Source organism: Verrucosispora sp. CNZ293, assembly GCF_002754655.1.
The window spans coordinates 102,442-116,782 of sequence record NZ_PEFR01000001.1 but is presented as its reverse complement, the minus strand read 5'-3'; the positions used below and the strand labels follow the sequence as shown (position 1 = coordinate 116,782).

The window sequence follows — 14,341 nt, the reverse complement described above, 5'->3', positions numbered from 1 at the left end:
TTGTTGATCATGCTCGGGCCCTCCCCAGCGATTCACCCAGAATGCCGGTCGGCCGGAACATCAGCACCACCACCAGCACCACGAAGGCGATGACGTCCTCCCAGTTCGACGCGAAGAGGGTGGCGCCGTAGACCTCGACGATGCCGAGGAACAGCCCGCCCACGAGCGCGCCGCGCAGGTTACCGATGCCACCGAGCACCGCCGCGGTGAACGCCTTGAGGCCGAGCACGAAGCCGATGCTGCTCTGAGTGAAGCCGAACCGCATGCTCCACAACAGCGCCGCCGCGCCGGCCATGATGCCGCCCAGCACGAAGATCAGCATGATCACGCGCTCCTGGTTGACGCCCATCAGCGCCGCCGTCTCCGGGTTCTGCGCCACCGCCCGCACACCCCGGCCGTACCGGGTGCGGTTGATGAACCAGTCCAGCACCGCCATCATCGCCACGGCCGCCACGAAGACGATCACCTGGATGTTGGTGACCGACGTGCCGAAGACCGTGAAGAGCGTCTTCGACTCGATGATCGTCGGCATGCCGAGGATGATCCGGGCCCGGCCGAACATCGAGGGCACCGCGTCGCCCAGCAACTTCGGCAGCACCAGGCCGAAGATCTCCACCAGCACCAGCGACAGGCCGATGGCGGTGATCAGGAAGATCAGGGGCGGCGCGTTCTTGCGCCGCAGCGGGCGATAGGCGATCCGCTCGATCGCCAGCGCGGTGCCGCCCGAAGCCAGCCCCGCGACTATCAGACCGAGCACCAGAAGCAGCACCGCCTGGCCGATCGGCGGGTTGTTCTCCACCCCGAAAGCGGTCCACAGACCCAGCACCGCGAAGGTGCCGACCATGAACACCTCGGAGTGGGCAAAGTTGATCAGGCGCAGGACGCCGTACACCAGGGTGTAGCCCAGGGCGATCAGGGCGTAGATCGCCCCCTTGGACAACCCGTCGACGGTGTGCTGGCCGATGTGGCCGAAGAGATCGTCGAAATTCACCAGGTCTCCTTGCATGGAGCGCGGCCGGGGCAACGAACAACCCCGGCCGCACTCGGTGCCGGTCGTCAGCTGAGCTTGAGCTCCTGCAGCGGCTCGAACGCCGTGCCCTTGATCTCGTAGGACCAGATGACAACGCGGCTCGGGTCGACGTCACCGTTCTCGGCGAACTTGATGTACTTCGACACGCCCTGCTTGTCGTAGTTCTTCACGTACTCCAGGATCTCGGCACGGGACTTCTTGCCGTCCTTGAAGGCGTCCACGAAGATCTGCGCGGCGTCGAAGCCCTCAGCACCGTAGGAACCCGGCGCCTGGCCGTACGCGGCCTGGTAGTCGGCGGTGAAGGTGCCACCGGCCTTGTCGGCCGGGAGGCACGGGCAGGTGATGATGGAACCCTCGGCGCCACCGGACGCACCCGCCGGGAAGGCCGGGTCGTAGAGACCGTCCGGACCGATGAACTTGGCCTCGACACCCGCGGCACGCATCTGGCGGACCAGCGGCGCGGCCTCACGGGTGTAGCCACCGTAGAAGACGAAGTCGGCGTTCGCCGCCTTGATCTTGGAGATGGTCGCCTCGAACTGCGACTGCCGCTCCTGGATCTTGTCGCTGGCGGCGACCGTGGCGCCCAGGTTCTTGGTCAGCTCGGCGGTGATGCCGGCACCGTAGGCGCTGGCGTCGTCGATCAGGAAGACCCGCTGCGCGTTCTGCGACTTCAGGTAGGTCGCCACCGCACCCGCCTGGGTGCCGTCGTTGCCAACCACCCGGAAGAAGGACTTGTTGCCCTTCTGGGTCAGGTCGGTACGGGTCGCCGACGGGGCGACCATCACCAGACCGGCGGCCTCGTACACCGGCATGGTGGCGTCCGACTCACCGGAGAAGTGACCACCGATGACACCGAGGAACGAGGTGTCACCCGCCACCTGGTTCGCCACCGGGGTGGCCTGTGCCGGGTCACCCTGCGTGTCGAACTCGACCATCTCGATCTGGCAGTCGGCGTTCGCGTCGTTGTGCTTCTTGATCGCGAGCTTGGCGCCGTTCAGCGACGGCAGCACCAGACCCGCGTTGTCGCCGGTGAACGCACCGAAGATGGCGATCTTGCCACCGCAGTCCCCGGACGCGGCGTCATCGCCGTTGCTGCTGCCGGTGTCCTGGCAGCCCGCGGCGGCCACCAGCACCGCGGCGAGCGCGGCAGTACCCAGCGCCCTTGAATAGCTTCGCCTCACGGCTTCCTGACCTCCTCCAGAAGCAGGACAGGCACCTGATCCGGGCGGTGGCGACGGCTGTGGCGCGGCACCACCGGCCCAGCAAGGAGACCCCCTGCATTACGGCTCGTGATGGCGGAGCGTACCCACACTCATACGGTCTCGGAAGGGGCTGGGCCGGGGTCTGCGAAACCGTTACGAAGACGGCCCCGAATGCCGCCACTCCCGTAACAGGTCAATCCGCTGACCGGTCGTTGAGCGGCTGACCGTCCGCCAGTCGGGACGTCATCAATCACCGCAAACGCCCTACCGACAGCCGGAGGCGCCACCCGGACGGACGCGCGCCACCACCTAAAGCAACCACGGAAAGTAACCGATCGGCTTCACTGCGGCGTCCCGGCGAACTGCCCGACCCACAGCGATGTCTCCGACCCGTCGTCCACCGCCAGCCACCACCGCCCACCGTCCGCCGTCAGACCCACCGCCCGGTCCGCCCCCACCGGCGCCGCCACCGGCAACTCGACCACCCGCCACCTGTCGCCCCGGTCCACCGACAACCACCCGCCGTACCGCTCACCGTCGGAGACCACCGCCAGAACCCGACCAGCCGAAGCCGCCAATCCACCAACTGAGGGCACCCCACCGGCCACCCCACCGAACCCCCCGGCAGCCGCCCAGCCCGTCGACTCCTGCCGCCACGCACCGAACCCCCGACCACGCAGGCCCACAGCCACCGGCGTGCCGTCGACCAGGACCACGCGCTGAATCTCCTCGTACGCCTCGGTGCCCGGCAGCACCGTGCGACGCCAGCCACGCCCATCCACCGACGTCCAGACCACCGGATCCCTGTCGATCCGACCCGGGGCCAGCAACCCACCCACCGCCAACCACCCCGGCGGCCCGGCCACCGCGTCAAACACCCAGGTCACGCCCTGCTCGTCGGTGGACAGCTCCGGCGCACCCTCGATCAACGTGAACTCCGCGGCATCCGGCGAGACCCAGGCCGCCGCCCCACTGGCCCGGTTGCCCACGATCAGCCAGCCAGCGGGACCGGCGGCCAGCCGGGACACGTTCACCGCCTTCGGGCCGCCGTACGTCTCGAACGACGCCGCCACCTCGACAAGCGCGCCGTCCCCGCGCTGCCACCAGGTGCTCACCCGCGGATTGCCGTGCGCGCCACCGACCTTGCCTCCGACGGCCGCCGCCCGACCGTCCCGGCAGGCGATCGAGAACAACACACTCCGCTGCCCGTAATAGGAATCGGCCACCACCGGCACCGGCGTCCACCGCGCACCGTCCCGGCTGGACCACGCCGCCGGCCGGGTGCCACCGGATCCGTCGGCCACCGCGCCCCCGGCGTACCAACGGCCGCCGCAGACGGCCAGATCCCGCACCACGATCCGTCCCGGCCCGTCGGGCGACGGCAGTTGGACCCGCTGCCACAGCAACGACGCCGGCTCCGGTTCGTCGGTCTCACCGCCGGCTGCGGGACAGCCAGCCAGCAGCACCGCGAGCAGGCCGCACACCACCGGAAAGAGACGACGACCACCGCCACGGCGGGTACCCCCGAGCCACCCCATGCCCATGTGGCCAGATGCTAGGCCCTGACCGCGCTCCTCGGCGACGGCCCGACGCGCTGCTGGCACCGGCGGCGCTTGTGGCGCACCGCCCGGTGCTGGCCACCGCACCCGTCGCGAGGCGCACTCGTCGCGAGGTATCGATGAGCGGCGGTCGGGACGGTGCCGGTCAGGAGGCCGGCTCGGCCACCTCGCCGCCAGCGGTCTCGGCGAGGATCCGGTCGGAGACCTCCTTCATGGTCATCCGATGGTCCATCGCGGTGCGCTGGATCCACTTGAACGCCTGCGGCTCGCTCATGTTGTAGGTGGTCATCAGGGCGCCCTTGGCCCGCTCGACGGCCTTGCGGACCTCCAGCCGGTCGGTCAGCCCGGCCACCTCGGCCTCCAGCGCGGCGATCTCCGAGTAGCGGGAGAGGGCGATCTCCACCGCCGGCACCAGGTCACTCTTCTGGAAGGGCTTGACCAGGTACGCCATCGCACCGGCCGCGCGGGCCCGCTCCACCAGGTCACGCTGGCTGAACGCGGTCAGAATGATCACCGGGGCGATCCGGGCCCCGGCGATCCGCTCGGCGGCCGCCAGCCCATCCATGATCGGCATCTTGATGTCGAGGATCACCAGGTCGGGCTTGAGCTCCTCGGCCAGCCGGATGGCGGCCTCGCCGTCACCGGCCTCGCCGACCACCTCATAGCCTTCCTCGGCCAACATCTCGGCCAGGTCCAGCCGGATCAGCGCCTCGTCCTCGGCGATCAGTACCCGCCTGCGCGCGGCATCCGTCTGCGTCTCGGCCACGAGCCACTCCCACCCAGTCTGTGCCCTGACACCCGCGGTACCGGGTGTCGCCGCTCCTAGCGTAGTGGGTAACCTATGGGGCGACGCGACAGGCGTTGAGCGAGAAAGTCCCCGTATTCCAACCGGTAGAGAAACGGAGCTCAAACCTCCGACAGTGTGGGTTCGAATCCCACCGGGGACACCGAAAATGTCGTACGGGCGTTCGACGATGACGCCATGCATCCACCCGAGGTGCGGGAACGCGCACGAAGCCTGTACCTGGCTGGTGCGACAGTCGCCGAGGTTGCCAGAAGCGTCGGCCTGCCCTATCCGACAGTCCGTCACTGGTGCAGGGATCGGCCGGTGCCGAAGATGCGGAGCACCGCCTTTCGGTGCTTCCGATGTCGCACCGACGTCGGCAACCCGACAATCGATGCCGCCTACGCCTATCTGCTCGGTCTCTATCTCGGCGACGGGCACCTGGTGACGTCCGCACGAGTGCCGGTTCTCCGGATCTCATGCAGCAACGCGTGGCCCGGCCTGATCGACGCATGCGAGGCGGCCATGCGGACGGTGTTGGCGACCAAGGTGCAGCGGGTCCAGCAGGAGGGTTGCGTCAGCGTACAGAGCTATGGCACACACTGGCCCTGTCTGTTGCCGCAACACGGGCCTGGCAAGAAGCACGAGCGGCGGATCGTCCTTGCCGACTGGCAGGTGGCCATTGTCCGGGCGGTCCCCGGTGACTTTCTGCGCGGCCTGTTCCACTCCGACGGTTGCCGGATCGCGAACCGGGTCACCGTTCGGGGAAAGACGTACGTCTACCCGCGTTACATGTTCGTCAACGAGTCCACCGACATCATGGGGCTCTGCCAGTGGGCACTGGACCTGCTCGGCATCGGCTGGCGGATGAACCGCCCCAACAGTCTCTCGGTCGCCCGCCGCGAAGCGGTCGCCGCGCTGGACCGCCACGTGGGCCCGAAGTCGTGACCCACCCGGACGACGCCGACCGGCGACGGCCCGCACGCCGAAGGTCAAACTCATCGTGCCAGGTCAGATCGTGGCGAGCGCGTTCTCCAGGTCGGCGCGCAGGTCCTCCGGGTCCTCCAGGCCGACCGAGAGCCGCAGCAGGCCGCCGTCGGGCTTGGCCGCTCCCTCGACGGGGCGGTGGGTGAGTGACGCCGGGTGCTGGATGAGCGTGTCGACGCCGCCGAGGGAGACGGCGTGGGTGATCAGTCGGCAGGCGTCGGCGACAGTGGCGGCGGCGGGCGCGCCGCCGCGTACCTCGAAGGCGAGGAGGCTGCCGGGGCCGGACATCTGGCGGCCGATGAGCCCGGCCGGGTCGTGGACGCCGGGGTGGTGGACCCGCCGGACCGCCGGGTGGGTGGCGAGCCAGAGGGCGAGTTTCTCGGCGCCGGCCTGCTGGGCGCGGACCCGCAGCGGCAGTGTCTGGAGGCCGCGGTGCAGCAGGTACGCCCCGAGCGGGTGCAGGATCGCGCCGGTGAGGGCGCGGATCTGGCGCAGTCGGGTGGCCCACTCGGCGTCGCAGGCGATCACTCCGGCGAGGACGTCGCCGTGGCCGCCGATGCTCTTGGTGGCGCTGTGCAGCACCAGCCTGGCGCCGTGGCGGGTGGGTTGCTGGAGGACCGGGGTGGCGACTGTGTTGTCGATCAGGAGGGGCACCGGGCCGGCGGCGTCGGCGAGGGCGGCGATGTCGATCAGGTCGAGGGTCGGGTTGGCGGGGGTTTCGGCGATCACCAGGGCGGTGTCGGGGCGGATGGCGGCGGCGACGTCGTCGGGGCGGGCCCAGGTGACCTCGGTGCCGAGCAGGCCGGTGGCGAGTACGTGGTCGGTGCCGCCGTAGAGGGGCCGGACGGCGACCAGGTGGCGGCGGCCGTCGCGGGTGGCGGCGAGCAGGGCGGCGGTGAGGGCGGCCATGCCGCTGGCGTACGCGACGGCTTCGGCTGTGCCTTCCAGTTCGGCGAGGGCGGTTTCGAAGCGGGCGACTGTCGGGTTCCACAGCCGTTGGTAGACGGCGCTGGCGCCGGTGGGGAGGGTGCCGCCGGTGGCGAGGGTCTCGTAGGCGTCGCCGCCGGCGTCCACCGAGGGCAGCGGGTTGGTGGTGGACAGGTCGATGGGTGGCACGTGGACGCCGAGGGCGGTGAGGTCGTCGCGGCCGGCGTGTACGGCTCGGGTGTCCACGGTCGTCATGTCGAGAGGATCGAACATCGCGCCCACCAGGGGCAATAGTTCCGAATATTATTCGGCATAATCGCTTTCGGATCGGCTGCTGTTCGATGGAGGATGCGAGCATGCCCCCCGCACCGAACGATGTTCGGCCGTTCGCGGCCCTCGACGACACCGACCGCGCCATCCTGACCGAACTGGCCGGCGACGGCCGGTTGCCGAACAATGCGCTGGCCGAACGGGTGGGGGTGGCGCCGTCGACATGTCTGGCGCGTACCCGGGCGTTGCGGGAGTGCGGGGCGATCCGGGGTTTCCACGCCGAGGTGCATCCGGCCGCGTTGGGGTTGCCGTTGCAGGCGCTGGTGTCGGTGCGCCTGACCGAGCACGCGCGGGCGGCGGTGGACGCGTTCCGGGCCCGGTCGGTGCGCCTGCCGGGGGTGGTGTCGGTGTTCCACGTGGCCGGCGCGGACGACTACGTGCTGCATGTGCGGGCGGCCTCGGCGGAGGCGTTGCGCGACTTCGTGCTGGACCATCTGGCGGTGGATCCGGCGGTGCAGCACACCCAGACCAGCCTGATCTTCGAGCAGGCCCGCGGGTCAGGTTGATCACGTCGTGGGCCGGGTCGGGAACAGAACGGACGCACGCCGGGTTGGCCAGCCGTGTGATCGATGTTCCGTTGTCTGTCCTCGACCTCGCCCCCGTCGCCGCCGGCGCCTCCGCCGGTGAGGCGTTGCGGCACACCACCGAGTTGGCGCGCCGCACCGACGAGCTGGGCTATCACCGGTTCTGGGTGGCCGAGCACCACAACATGCCGGCCATCGCGTCGTCGGCGCCGGCGGTGCTGATCGCGCATCTGGCCGCGCACACGAGCGATATCCGGCTCGGTTCGGGTGGGGTGATGCTGCCCAATCACGCTCCGTTGGTGGTGGCCGAGCAGTTCGGCACCCTGGAGGCGCTGCATCCGGGCCGCATCGACCTGGGCATCGGACGCGCGCCCGGCACCGACCAGGTGACCGCGTTGGCGCTGCGGCGGACCATGGAGGGGTTGTCGGCAGAGGGTTTTCCCCGGGAGCTGAACGACCTGATGGGCTACTTCGACGAGACCGGGTCGGGGCGGATCACCGCGACGCCGGGGCGCGGCCAGCGGCCGGCGGTGTGGCTGTTGGGTTCGAGTGGGTTCAGCGCCCAGTTGGCCGGCGCGTTGGGGCTGCCGTTCTCCTTCGCGCATCACTTCAGCGCGCAGAACACGCTTCCCGCGTTGGCGTTGTACCGGCAGAGTTTCCGCCCGTCGCGGTGGCTGGAGCGGCCGTACGCGATGGTGGCGGTGAACGCGGTGTGTGCGGAGTCCGACGAGCGTGCCGAGTGGTTGGCCGGGCCGGCCGGGTTGTCGTTCCTGCGGTTGCGGTCGGGGCGGCCGGAGGCCCTTGCCACGCCGGATGAGGCGGCGGCGTACCCGTACACCGAATTCGAGCGGGAGTTCCTGGCGCAGCGCCGCCAGGGTCAGGCCAGTGGTTCTCCGGAGACGGTGCGCCGGCAGTTGGGTGAGCTGCTGGCCAGCACCGGCGCGGACGAGCTGATGCTGACCGCGATGGTGTACGACGTGGCCGACCGGGTGCGTTCGTTCGAGTTGATCGCGTCCGAGGTGGCCGGCGGCTTGCGGCGCTGACACGGTCGCCGGCACCGGGGCGGGCGCCGGTGGCCGGGATGGCATGGTGGGCCAGGTCACAGCGTTTCGAGGGTCGTGAAACACGATCTTCACGGCAGCGTCACCCTCGCGACGCGGAGGCCGCCTAACTTTGTATCCGGTGGTGGTACGGCACTCCCCGGTCGGGACGGGTCGGGGGTGCCGCGGTGTGGGGCACCGGGCCGCAGTTGTGCGGATTCCGCGATTGCGGCCCGGTGCCTTTTCCTTTCTTCTACCGCTTGCCGCCCCGGCCGGTCAACGCAGGTGGATGTCGGGGGTGGGCGGGGTGGCCATGCCGTCGCCGATGAAGAAGCTCGGGTGCGGGGGCTGGTTGTAGGCGGTGTTCTGCCAGGCGATGGCGACCCGGTACTGCATGTCGTGCATCAGGGTGTGGATCCGGGTGCCTGTCGGCGTCGGGGTGCTGTAGATCCGCAGGGCCCGGCTGTCGGTGGTACGCCAGACGACCTCTTCCCGCCAGTCGCCGAGGATGTCGGCCGACAGGCTCGGGGTCGACTTGGTGCCGTTGTTGGATGCGACGCCGCTGCCGGTAAGCAGGCGGGTGTCGCCGCCGGTGCCGTACTTGTCGATCCGGGTGGCGTCGAGCAGTTCGCGGACCGGGTCGCCGTCCCACCAGACGAGGAAGTTCGTCGAGGACGGTTTGCGGCCGATGTTCTGGCCTCGGGTGTTGGCCAGTCCGTTGACCGCTGACGACCAGGATTCGGCGCCGGGGCTGCCGGCCCAGATGTCGGCGGAGACGCCCCGGCCGTTGTCGCCGCCGGTCGGGGTGGACCAGAGGATCTGGCCGGTGCGGGCGTCGGCGAACCAGGAGCTGGGCTTGCTGCCGTCCTCGCTGACCTTGAAGTATTCGAGCCCGGGGCGGGACGGGTCGAGGTCGCCGACGTGCCCGGCGTCGCCGTGGCCGTGGCCTGTCGACCACAGCAGGCGGCCGTTGTCGTCGATGGTGGCCGCGCCGTAGACGATCTCCTGCCGCCCGTCGCCGTCGACGTCGGCGATGGAGAGGCTGTGGTTGCCCTGCCCGGCGGCGGAACCGTTGCCGGAGGCGTTGGAGTCGAAGGTCCACCGCTTGGTCAGGGTGCCGTTGCGGAAGTCCCAGGCGGCGATGACCGCGCGGGTGTAGTAGCCACGGGCCATGATCAGCGACGGGCGCTGCCCGTCGAGGTACGCCGTGCCGGCGAGGAAGCGGTCGACCCGGTTGCCGTAGTTGTCGCCCCAGGAGGAGACGGTGCCGCGCGGCGGGTCGTAGGTGACGGTGGAGAGGGCGGCACCGGTGCGGCCGTCGAACATGGTCAGGTACTCGGGCCCGGCGAGGACGTAGCCGGCGGAGTTGCGGTGGTCGGCACCGGCGTTGCCGATCACCTGGCCGGTGCCGGAGCGGGTGCCGTCGGCGGTCTTCATGGCCACCTCGGCGCGGCCGTCACCGTCGTAGTCGTACACCTGGAACTGGGTGTAGTGGGCGCCGGCGCGGATGTTGCGGCCGAGGTCGATGCGCCACAGCCGGGTGCCGGTAAGTGTGTACGCGTCGACGTAGACATTGCCGGTGTAGCCGGACTGGGAGTTGTCCTTGGCGTTGGACGGGTCCCATTTGAGCACGAACTCGTACCGGCCGTCGCCGTCGAGGTCGCCGACGCTTGCGTCGTTCGCGGAGTACGTGTACGCCTCGCCGCTGGGCGTGGTGCCGCCCGGCGGGACCTGCAACGGCACGTCGAGGTAGCCGGAGGGGAACTGCAACGCGGGCGCGGAGGCGGCCTGCTCGGCGCCACCCACCACGGCCCGCACGGTGTACGCCGTGCCGGCCGGCGCGCCGCTGTCGAGGTAGTTGGTGGCGCCGGTGATCGGGCTGGAGTTCACCCTTGTCGTACCCCGGTAGAGGTTGAAGGCGACGCCTGTGGTCTCGGTGCCCAGCAGCCGCCAGGAGACCAGGTTGGCCGAGCCGGAGCGGACGCTGGTCAGGCCCCGGTCCAGGTTCTCCGCCTGCATCGCCCCGGACGGTGGCGTCGTCGGTGGGGGTGTGGTGGGTGGGGGTGTGGTGGGTGGGGGTGTGGTGGGTGGGGGTGTGGTGGGTGGGGGTGTGGTGGGTGACGGCGGGGACGTGGTCGGTGAGGGTGGCGCGCTGGTCGGGGTGGTGGCCCCGGTGCAGGTGGTGCCGTTCAGCGCGAAGCTGGTCGGTGTCGGGTTGCTGCCGTTCCACGAGCCGTTGAAGCCGAAGTTGGCGCTGCCGTTGGTGGCGATGGCGGCGTTGTAGTCGACGTTGCGGGCGCTCACCTGAGCGCCGGACTGGGTGACTGTGGCGTTCCAGGCCTGGGTGACCTGTTGCCCGGCGGCGTAGGACCAGGTGAGCGTCCAGCCGTTGACCGGGTCGCCGAGGTTGGTGACGGTGACGTCGGTGCCGAAGCCGCCGGTCCACTGGTTGGTGACGCGGTAGTCGACGCGACATCCAGCGGCGGCGGCCGAGGCGGTCAGGGTGGTCAGTACGCCGGCGGCAGCGACGGTGGCGGCGGTGGCGGCAGCGAGCAGCGTCGCCCGGTGGGCGGTGCGAGGCATGGTTCCTCCGGTGGAGGTCGGACGCGTGGCGTGCGGTGGCCGGCCGGCTGTGCCCGGAGCCGACGAGCCGTTGGTCCGCTGGCCGTGCCCGGGCCAGTGGACCGCGCCACGCTAGCGGAGTTAATCGACGCCCATGAGTGCGGTCCCGCGCATCTGTGATGCTAGGGCAAGCGTTTTCTGCACACAATCGATCCGTTGCCTTGCCCCCGGAGCTGGTCTTTTGATCCACTCGCCGGGTGGCTGCGCACATGACTCCCGAGGAGTTCCGCCGGGCCGGGTACGCGGTGGTCGACTGGGTCGCCGACTACTGGGCGACGCTCCCGGACCGCCCGGTGACCTCCCAGGATCCGCCCGGCACGGTGGCCGCGGGACTGCCGGCCGGGCCACCGGCCCGGGGCGAGCCGGTCGAGGCGGTCCTCGCCGACCTGGACAAGCTGGTCGCGCCCGGGTTGACCCACTGGCAGCATCCGGGCTTCTTCGGGTTCTTCCCGGCCAACACCTCGGGCCCCAGCGTGCTGGGGGACCTGGTCAGCGCCGGGCTGGGCGTGCAGGGCATGCTGTGGGCCACCGGCCCGGCCTGCACCGAGTTGGAGACGGTGCTGCTCGACTGGCTGGCCGACCTGCTGGACCTGCCGGCGCGGTTCCGCTCCGCCGGCAGCGGCGGCGGCGTCATCCAGGATTCGGCCTCCTCGGCAACCCTGGTGGCCACCCTGATCGCGGTGCACCGGGCCGCCGGCGGCCGGTGGCGCCAGGCCGGCGTCGACAGCCGCTACCGGGTGTACACCTCGACCGAGGCGCACTCGTCGGTGGAGAAGGCCGCCCGGATCGCGGGCCTCGGCGCCGAGGGGGTACGCCTGATCGCTGTCGATCCGGTGACCCGGGCGATGTCGCCGACGGCGCTGCGCGCCGCGATCGAGGCGGACCAGGCGGCCGGGGTGGTGCCCGCCCTGGTGGTGGCGACCGTCGGCACCACCTCCACCACGGCCGTGGACCCGCTGCCGGAGATCGGGCCGATCTGCGCCGAGCACGGTGTCTTCCTGCACGTCGACGCCGCGTACGCGGGTGCCGCGGCGGTCTGCCCGGAGTTGCGTTCGGGCCACGCGGGTCTGGAGTACGCCGACTCGTACTGCTTCGACCCGCACAAGTGGCTGCTCACCGGCTTCGACTGCGACGCCTTCTGGGTGACCGACGCGGGCGAGTTGGTCGAGGCGTTGACGGTGCTGCCGGAGTACCTGCGCAACGCGGCCACCGAGTCCGGGTCGGTGATCGACTATCGGGACTGGCAGGTGCCGTTGGGCCGGCGGTTCCGGGCGTTGAAGCTGTGGTTCGTGCTCCGCTGGTACGGCGTGGAGGGATTGCGTGAGCACATCCGTCGAGGGGTGGCGCTGGCCGCCGGGTTCGCCGAGCGGGTCCGCGCCGACGAGCGCTTCGAACTTGTCGCCGACCACCCGTACGCCCTTGTCTGTTTCCGGCTGCGCGGCCCGGACGGGCCGAACGAGCGGCTGCTGGCGGCGGTCAACGCCACCGGCCGGGTCTACCTGACCCACACCCGGGTCGCCGGTCGACACACGCTACGCCTGGCCGTAGGCGCCCCCCAGACCACCCAAACCCACGTCGACGAGGCCTGGGACCTGATCTCCCGCGCTGCGGATTCCCTCCCGAACTGACTCCGAGCGACCCTCCCGTTGATCATGAAGTTGTTGTCGACGGGTTCGGCGTGGCGCGACAACAACCTCATGGTCAACCGGGATCAGTGGGGGCGGTGCGCTCAGTGTTCGGTGGGGGTGGGGGCGCCGGCAGCGACGGGCTCGGGGGTGCGCGGGAGCGCGTCGGTGGGGTGGGCGGCGGTGGGGTGGGTCGCGGCGAGGGCCCGTTCGCGGCGGGTCCGCAGCAGCACCCGGACGGCAAGTGTCAGGGCCGTGATCCACCCGGCGGCCAGCAGCAGGTAGACGATCACCGGCAGCGGACCACCCAGGTCGCCGGCGCGCATCAGGACGCGGGCGTTGGTCAGCACGATCACGCCACCGACCGCCGCACCGAGCAACTGGGCCGGCACGATGCGCACCAGCCAGGCCGCGATCGGCGCGGCGATCAGACCACCGGCGAGCAGCGCGAGCACGATCGGCAGCAGGAAACCCTCGGTGCCCAGGCCGATCAGGAAGCCGAGGCTGGCGGCGGAGGCCACGACGAACTCGGAGGTGTCCACCGAGCCGATCACCTTGCGGGGCTCCATCCGGCCGCTGACCAGCAGCGCCGGGGTGGCCACCGGGCCCCATCCGCCGCCGCCGGTGGCGTCGACGAAGCCGGCGACGAGGCCGAGCGGGCCGAGGAACCGCCCGCGTAGCCGGCCGGCGGCCGGGTTTCGGCGCAGCGGCCGGGAGAACCGGATGAGCAGGTACGCGCCGAGGGTGAACAGGATCGCGGCCATCCACGGGGCGGCCGACTCGGTGGACAGCGCGCTGAGGAAGGTGGCGCCGGCGAAGGCGCCGAGCGCGCCGGGCACCGCGATGCGTCGTACCACCCGCCAGTCGACGTTGCCGAATCGCCAGTGCGCCGTGCCGGCGGCGAGGGTGGTGCCGATCTCGGCCAGGTGCACCGAGGCGGAGGCGGCGGCCGGTGCGACGCCGGCCAGCAGCAGCAACGTCGAGGAGGTCAGCCCGTACGCCATGCCGAGTGAACCGTCGACAAGTTGCGCGGCGAGCCCCACCAGTGCGATGACGAGCAGCTTGCGCATGGCGCCTCCCGACTAGACGGCATCTCCTATCAACTTGGTCGACAATGCGGCATCGCCGGTCTCCGGTCAAGCCTTCGATCAGTCAGTGAGACGACACACCGTCGGCGGTGGCCAGAGCGCCCGCGAACCGCGGTCGGGCCGGGATCGGGCCGGCGTCAGCGCCGCGCGGCTCGTCAGGTCCAGGCGCCGGGATCGGCGACCAGCTTGGTGACCGACTCGGGCAGGGTGCCCTGGGCCACGTCGGCGATGGTGACGAGTTCGAGGATCTGCCGCTCGCTGGCCCGCAGGGCGATCCAGACCTCCTGCAACGCCCGGGCCGCGCCCTGGTATCCGAGGTGCTCGGGGCGTTGGCCCCGAATGTGCGCCAGCGGCCCGTCGATCACCCGGATCACCTCGGCGAGGGAGATCTCCTCGGCCGGCCGGGCCAACCAGTAGCCACCCTCGGGCCCACGCTGGGCCTGTACCACGCCACCGCGGCGCAGTTGCAGCAGGATGCTCTCCAGGAACTTCGGCGGGATCTGCTGGGCCCGCGCGATCTGGTCGGCGGTGACCGGGCGACCACGTCCAACCCCGGTCACCGAGGCCAGTTCGGCAACCGCTCGAAGGGCGTAGTCCACCCGGGCTGAGAGACGCATGTCGGA

Annotated in this window: 12 protein-coding genes and 1 tRNA gene; 5 read left to right on the top strand and 8 right to left on the bottom strand. The window is 70.7% G+C overall.

Annotation, left to right across the window (positions count from 1 at the left end):
* Nucleotides 1-7: 7 nt before the first annotated feature.
* From CLT74_RS00535 to CLT74_RS00515, 4 genes are all read right to left on the bottom strand, one after another.
* The gene (locus CLT74_RS00535; protein ID WP_099844783.1) at nucleotides 8-991 is read right to left on the bottom strand and encodes a branched-chain amino acid ABC transporter permease; all 984 of its coding nucleotides are present in this window, start codon (nucleotides 989-991) and stop codon (nucleotides 8-10) included.
* 65 nt (nucleotides 992-1,056) lie between these two features.
* On the bottom strand, nucleotides 1,057-2,211 hold the full coding sequence (locus tag CLT74_RS00530) for a branched-chain amino acid ABC transporter substrate-binding protein (RefSeq protein ID WP_099844782.1): 1,155 nt from the start codon (nucleotides 2,209-2,211) through the stop codon (nucleotides 1,057-1,059).
* Between the two features lie 362 nt (nucleotides 2,212-2,573).
* On the bottom strand, nucleotides 2,574-3,776 hold the full coding sequence (locus tag CLT74_RS30065) for a hypothetical protein (protein ID WP_143697000.1): 1,203 nt from the start codon (nucleotides 3,774-3,776) through the stop codon (nucleotides 2,574-2,576).
* Nucleotides 3,777-3,936: 160 nt separating this feature from the next.
* Nucleotides 3,937-4,557 carry an ANTAR domain-containing response regulator gene (locus CLT74_RS00515; RefSeq protein WP_099844779.1) on the bottom strand — a complete coding sequence of 207 codons (621 nt, stop codon included), beginning with the start codon at nucleotides 4,555-4,557 and terminating at the stop codon, nucleotides 3,937-3,939.
* A 107-nt stretch (nucleotides 4,558-4,664) separates the two neighbouring features.
* On the opposite strand from CLT74_RS00515, the gene CLT74_RS00510 reads away from it, so the two are divergent.
* Nucleotides 4,665-4,738 (top strand) — tRNA-Leu (locus CLT74_RS00510).
* Between the two features lie 35 nt (nucleotides 4,739-4,773).
* Complete coding sequence (locus tag CLT74_RS00505) at nucleotides 4,774-5,523, top strand: terminase gpP N-terminus-related DNA-binding protein (RefSeq protein ID WP_099851038.1); 750 nt, start codon at nucleotides 4,774-4,776, stop codon at nucleotides 5,521-5,523.
* A 63-nt stretch (nucleotides 5,524-5,586) separates the two neighbouring features.
* Here the strand turns inward: CLT74_RS00505 and CLT74_RS00500 are convergent, their stop codons facing one another.
* Nucleotides 5,587-6,762 (bottom strand): PLP-dependent transferase, encoded by a 1,176-nt coding sequence (locus CLT74_RS00500; protein WP_099851036.1) that lies wholly within the window; start codon nucleotides 6,760-6,762, stop codon nucleotides 5,587-5,589.
* 83 nt (nucleotides 6,763-6,845) lie between these two features.
* On the opposite strand from CLT74_RS00500, the gene CLT74_RS00495 reads away from it, so the two are divergent.
* Together CLT74_RS00495 and CLT74_RS00490 are read left to right on the top strand one after the other, a co-directional pair.
* Complete coding sequence (locus tag CLT74_RS00495; protein ID WP_099844778.1) at nucleotides 6,846-7,325, top strand: Lrp/AsnC family transcriptional regulator; 480 nt, start codon at nucleotides 6,846-6,848, stop codon at nucleotides 7,323-7,325.
* A 56-nt stretch (nucleotides 7,326-7,381) separates the two neighbouring features.
* Nucleotides 7,382-8,386 (top strand): LLM class flavin-dependent oxidoreductase, encoded by a 1,005-nt coding sequence (locus CLT74_RS00490; RefSeq protein WP_199172028.1) that lies wholly within the window; start codon nucleotides 7,382-7,384, stop codon nucleotides 8,384-8,386.
* A gap of 273 nt (nucleotides 8,387-8,659) precedes the next feature.
* Here the strand turns inward: CLT74_RS00490 and CLT74_RS00485 are convergent, their stop codons facing one another.
* The gene (locus CLT74_RS00485) at nucleotides 8,660-10,966 is read right to left on the bottom strand and encodes a rhamnogalacturonan lyase family protein (protein ID WP_099844776.1); all 2,307 of its coding nucleotides are present in this window, start codon (nucleotides 10,964-10,966) and stop codon (nucleotides 8,660-8,662) included.
* Nucleotides 10,967-11,202: 236 nt separating this feature from the next.
* Here CLT74_RS00485 and CLT74_RS00480 point away from each other — a divergent pair, with 236 nt between their 5' ends.
* The gene (locus tag CLT74_RS00480; RefSeq protein ID WP_486581860.1) at nucleotides 11,203-12,633 is read left to right on the top strand and encodes a pyridoxal-dependent decarboxylase; all 1,431 of its coding nucleotides are present in this window, start codon (nucleotides 11,203-11,205) and stop codon (nucleotides 12,631-12,633) included.
* Between the two features lie 101 nt (nucleotides 12,634-12,734).
* Here CLT74_RS00480 and CLT74_RS00475 read toward each other — a convergent pair whose 3' ends face one another.
* The gene (locus CLT74_RS00475; RefSeq protein ID WP_486581859.1) at nucleotides 12,735-13,700 is read right to left on the bottom strand and encodes a sulfite exporter TauE/SafE family protein; all 966 of its coding nucleotides are present in this window, start codon (nucleotides 13,698-13,700) and stop codon (nucleotides 12,735-12,737) included.
* 173 nt (nucleotides 13,701-13,873) lie between these two features.
* Nucleotides 13,874-14,335, bottom strand: a complete 462-nt coding sequence (locus CLT74_RS00470; RefSeq protein WP_099844774.1) for an RrF2 family transcriptional regulator — start codon at nucleotides 14,333-14,335, stop codon at nucleotides 13,874-13,876.
* Nucleotides 14,336-14,341 lie beyond the last annotated feature (6 nt).

Bases quoted from the DNA above. Each gene is read 5' to 3' on its own strand.
- CLT74_RS30065 (WP_143697000.1), bottom strand. From the start codon at position 3,776: ATGGGCATGGGGTGGCTCGGGGGTACCCGCCGTGGCGGTGGTCGTCGT.
- CLT74_RS00505 (WP_099851038.1), top strand. From the start codon at position 4,774: ATGCATCCACCCGAGGTGCGGGAACGCGCACGAAGCCTGTACCTGGCT.
- CLT74_RS00500 (WP_099851036.1), bottom strand. From the start codon at position 6,762: ATGTTCGATCCTCTCGACATGACGACCGTGGACACCCGAGCCGTACAC.
- CLT74_RS00495 (WP_099844778.1), top strand. From the start codon at position 6,846: ATGCCCCCCGCACCGAACGATGTTCGGCCGTTCGCGGCCCTCGACGAC.
- CLT74_RS00485 (WP_099844776.1), bottom strand. From the start codon at position 10,966: ATGCCTCGCACCGCCCACCGGGCGACGCTGCTCGCTGCCGCCACCGCC.
- CLT74_RS00475 (WP_486581859.1), bottom strand. From the start codon at position 13,700: ATGCGCAAGCTGCTCGTCATCGCACTGGTGGGGCTCGCCGCGCAACTT.
- CLT74_RS00470 (WP_099844774.1), bottom strand. From the start codon at position 14,335: ATGCGTCTCTCAGCCCGGGTGGACTACGCCCTTCGAGCGGTTGCCGAA.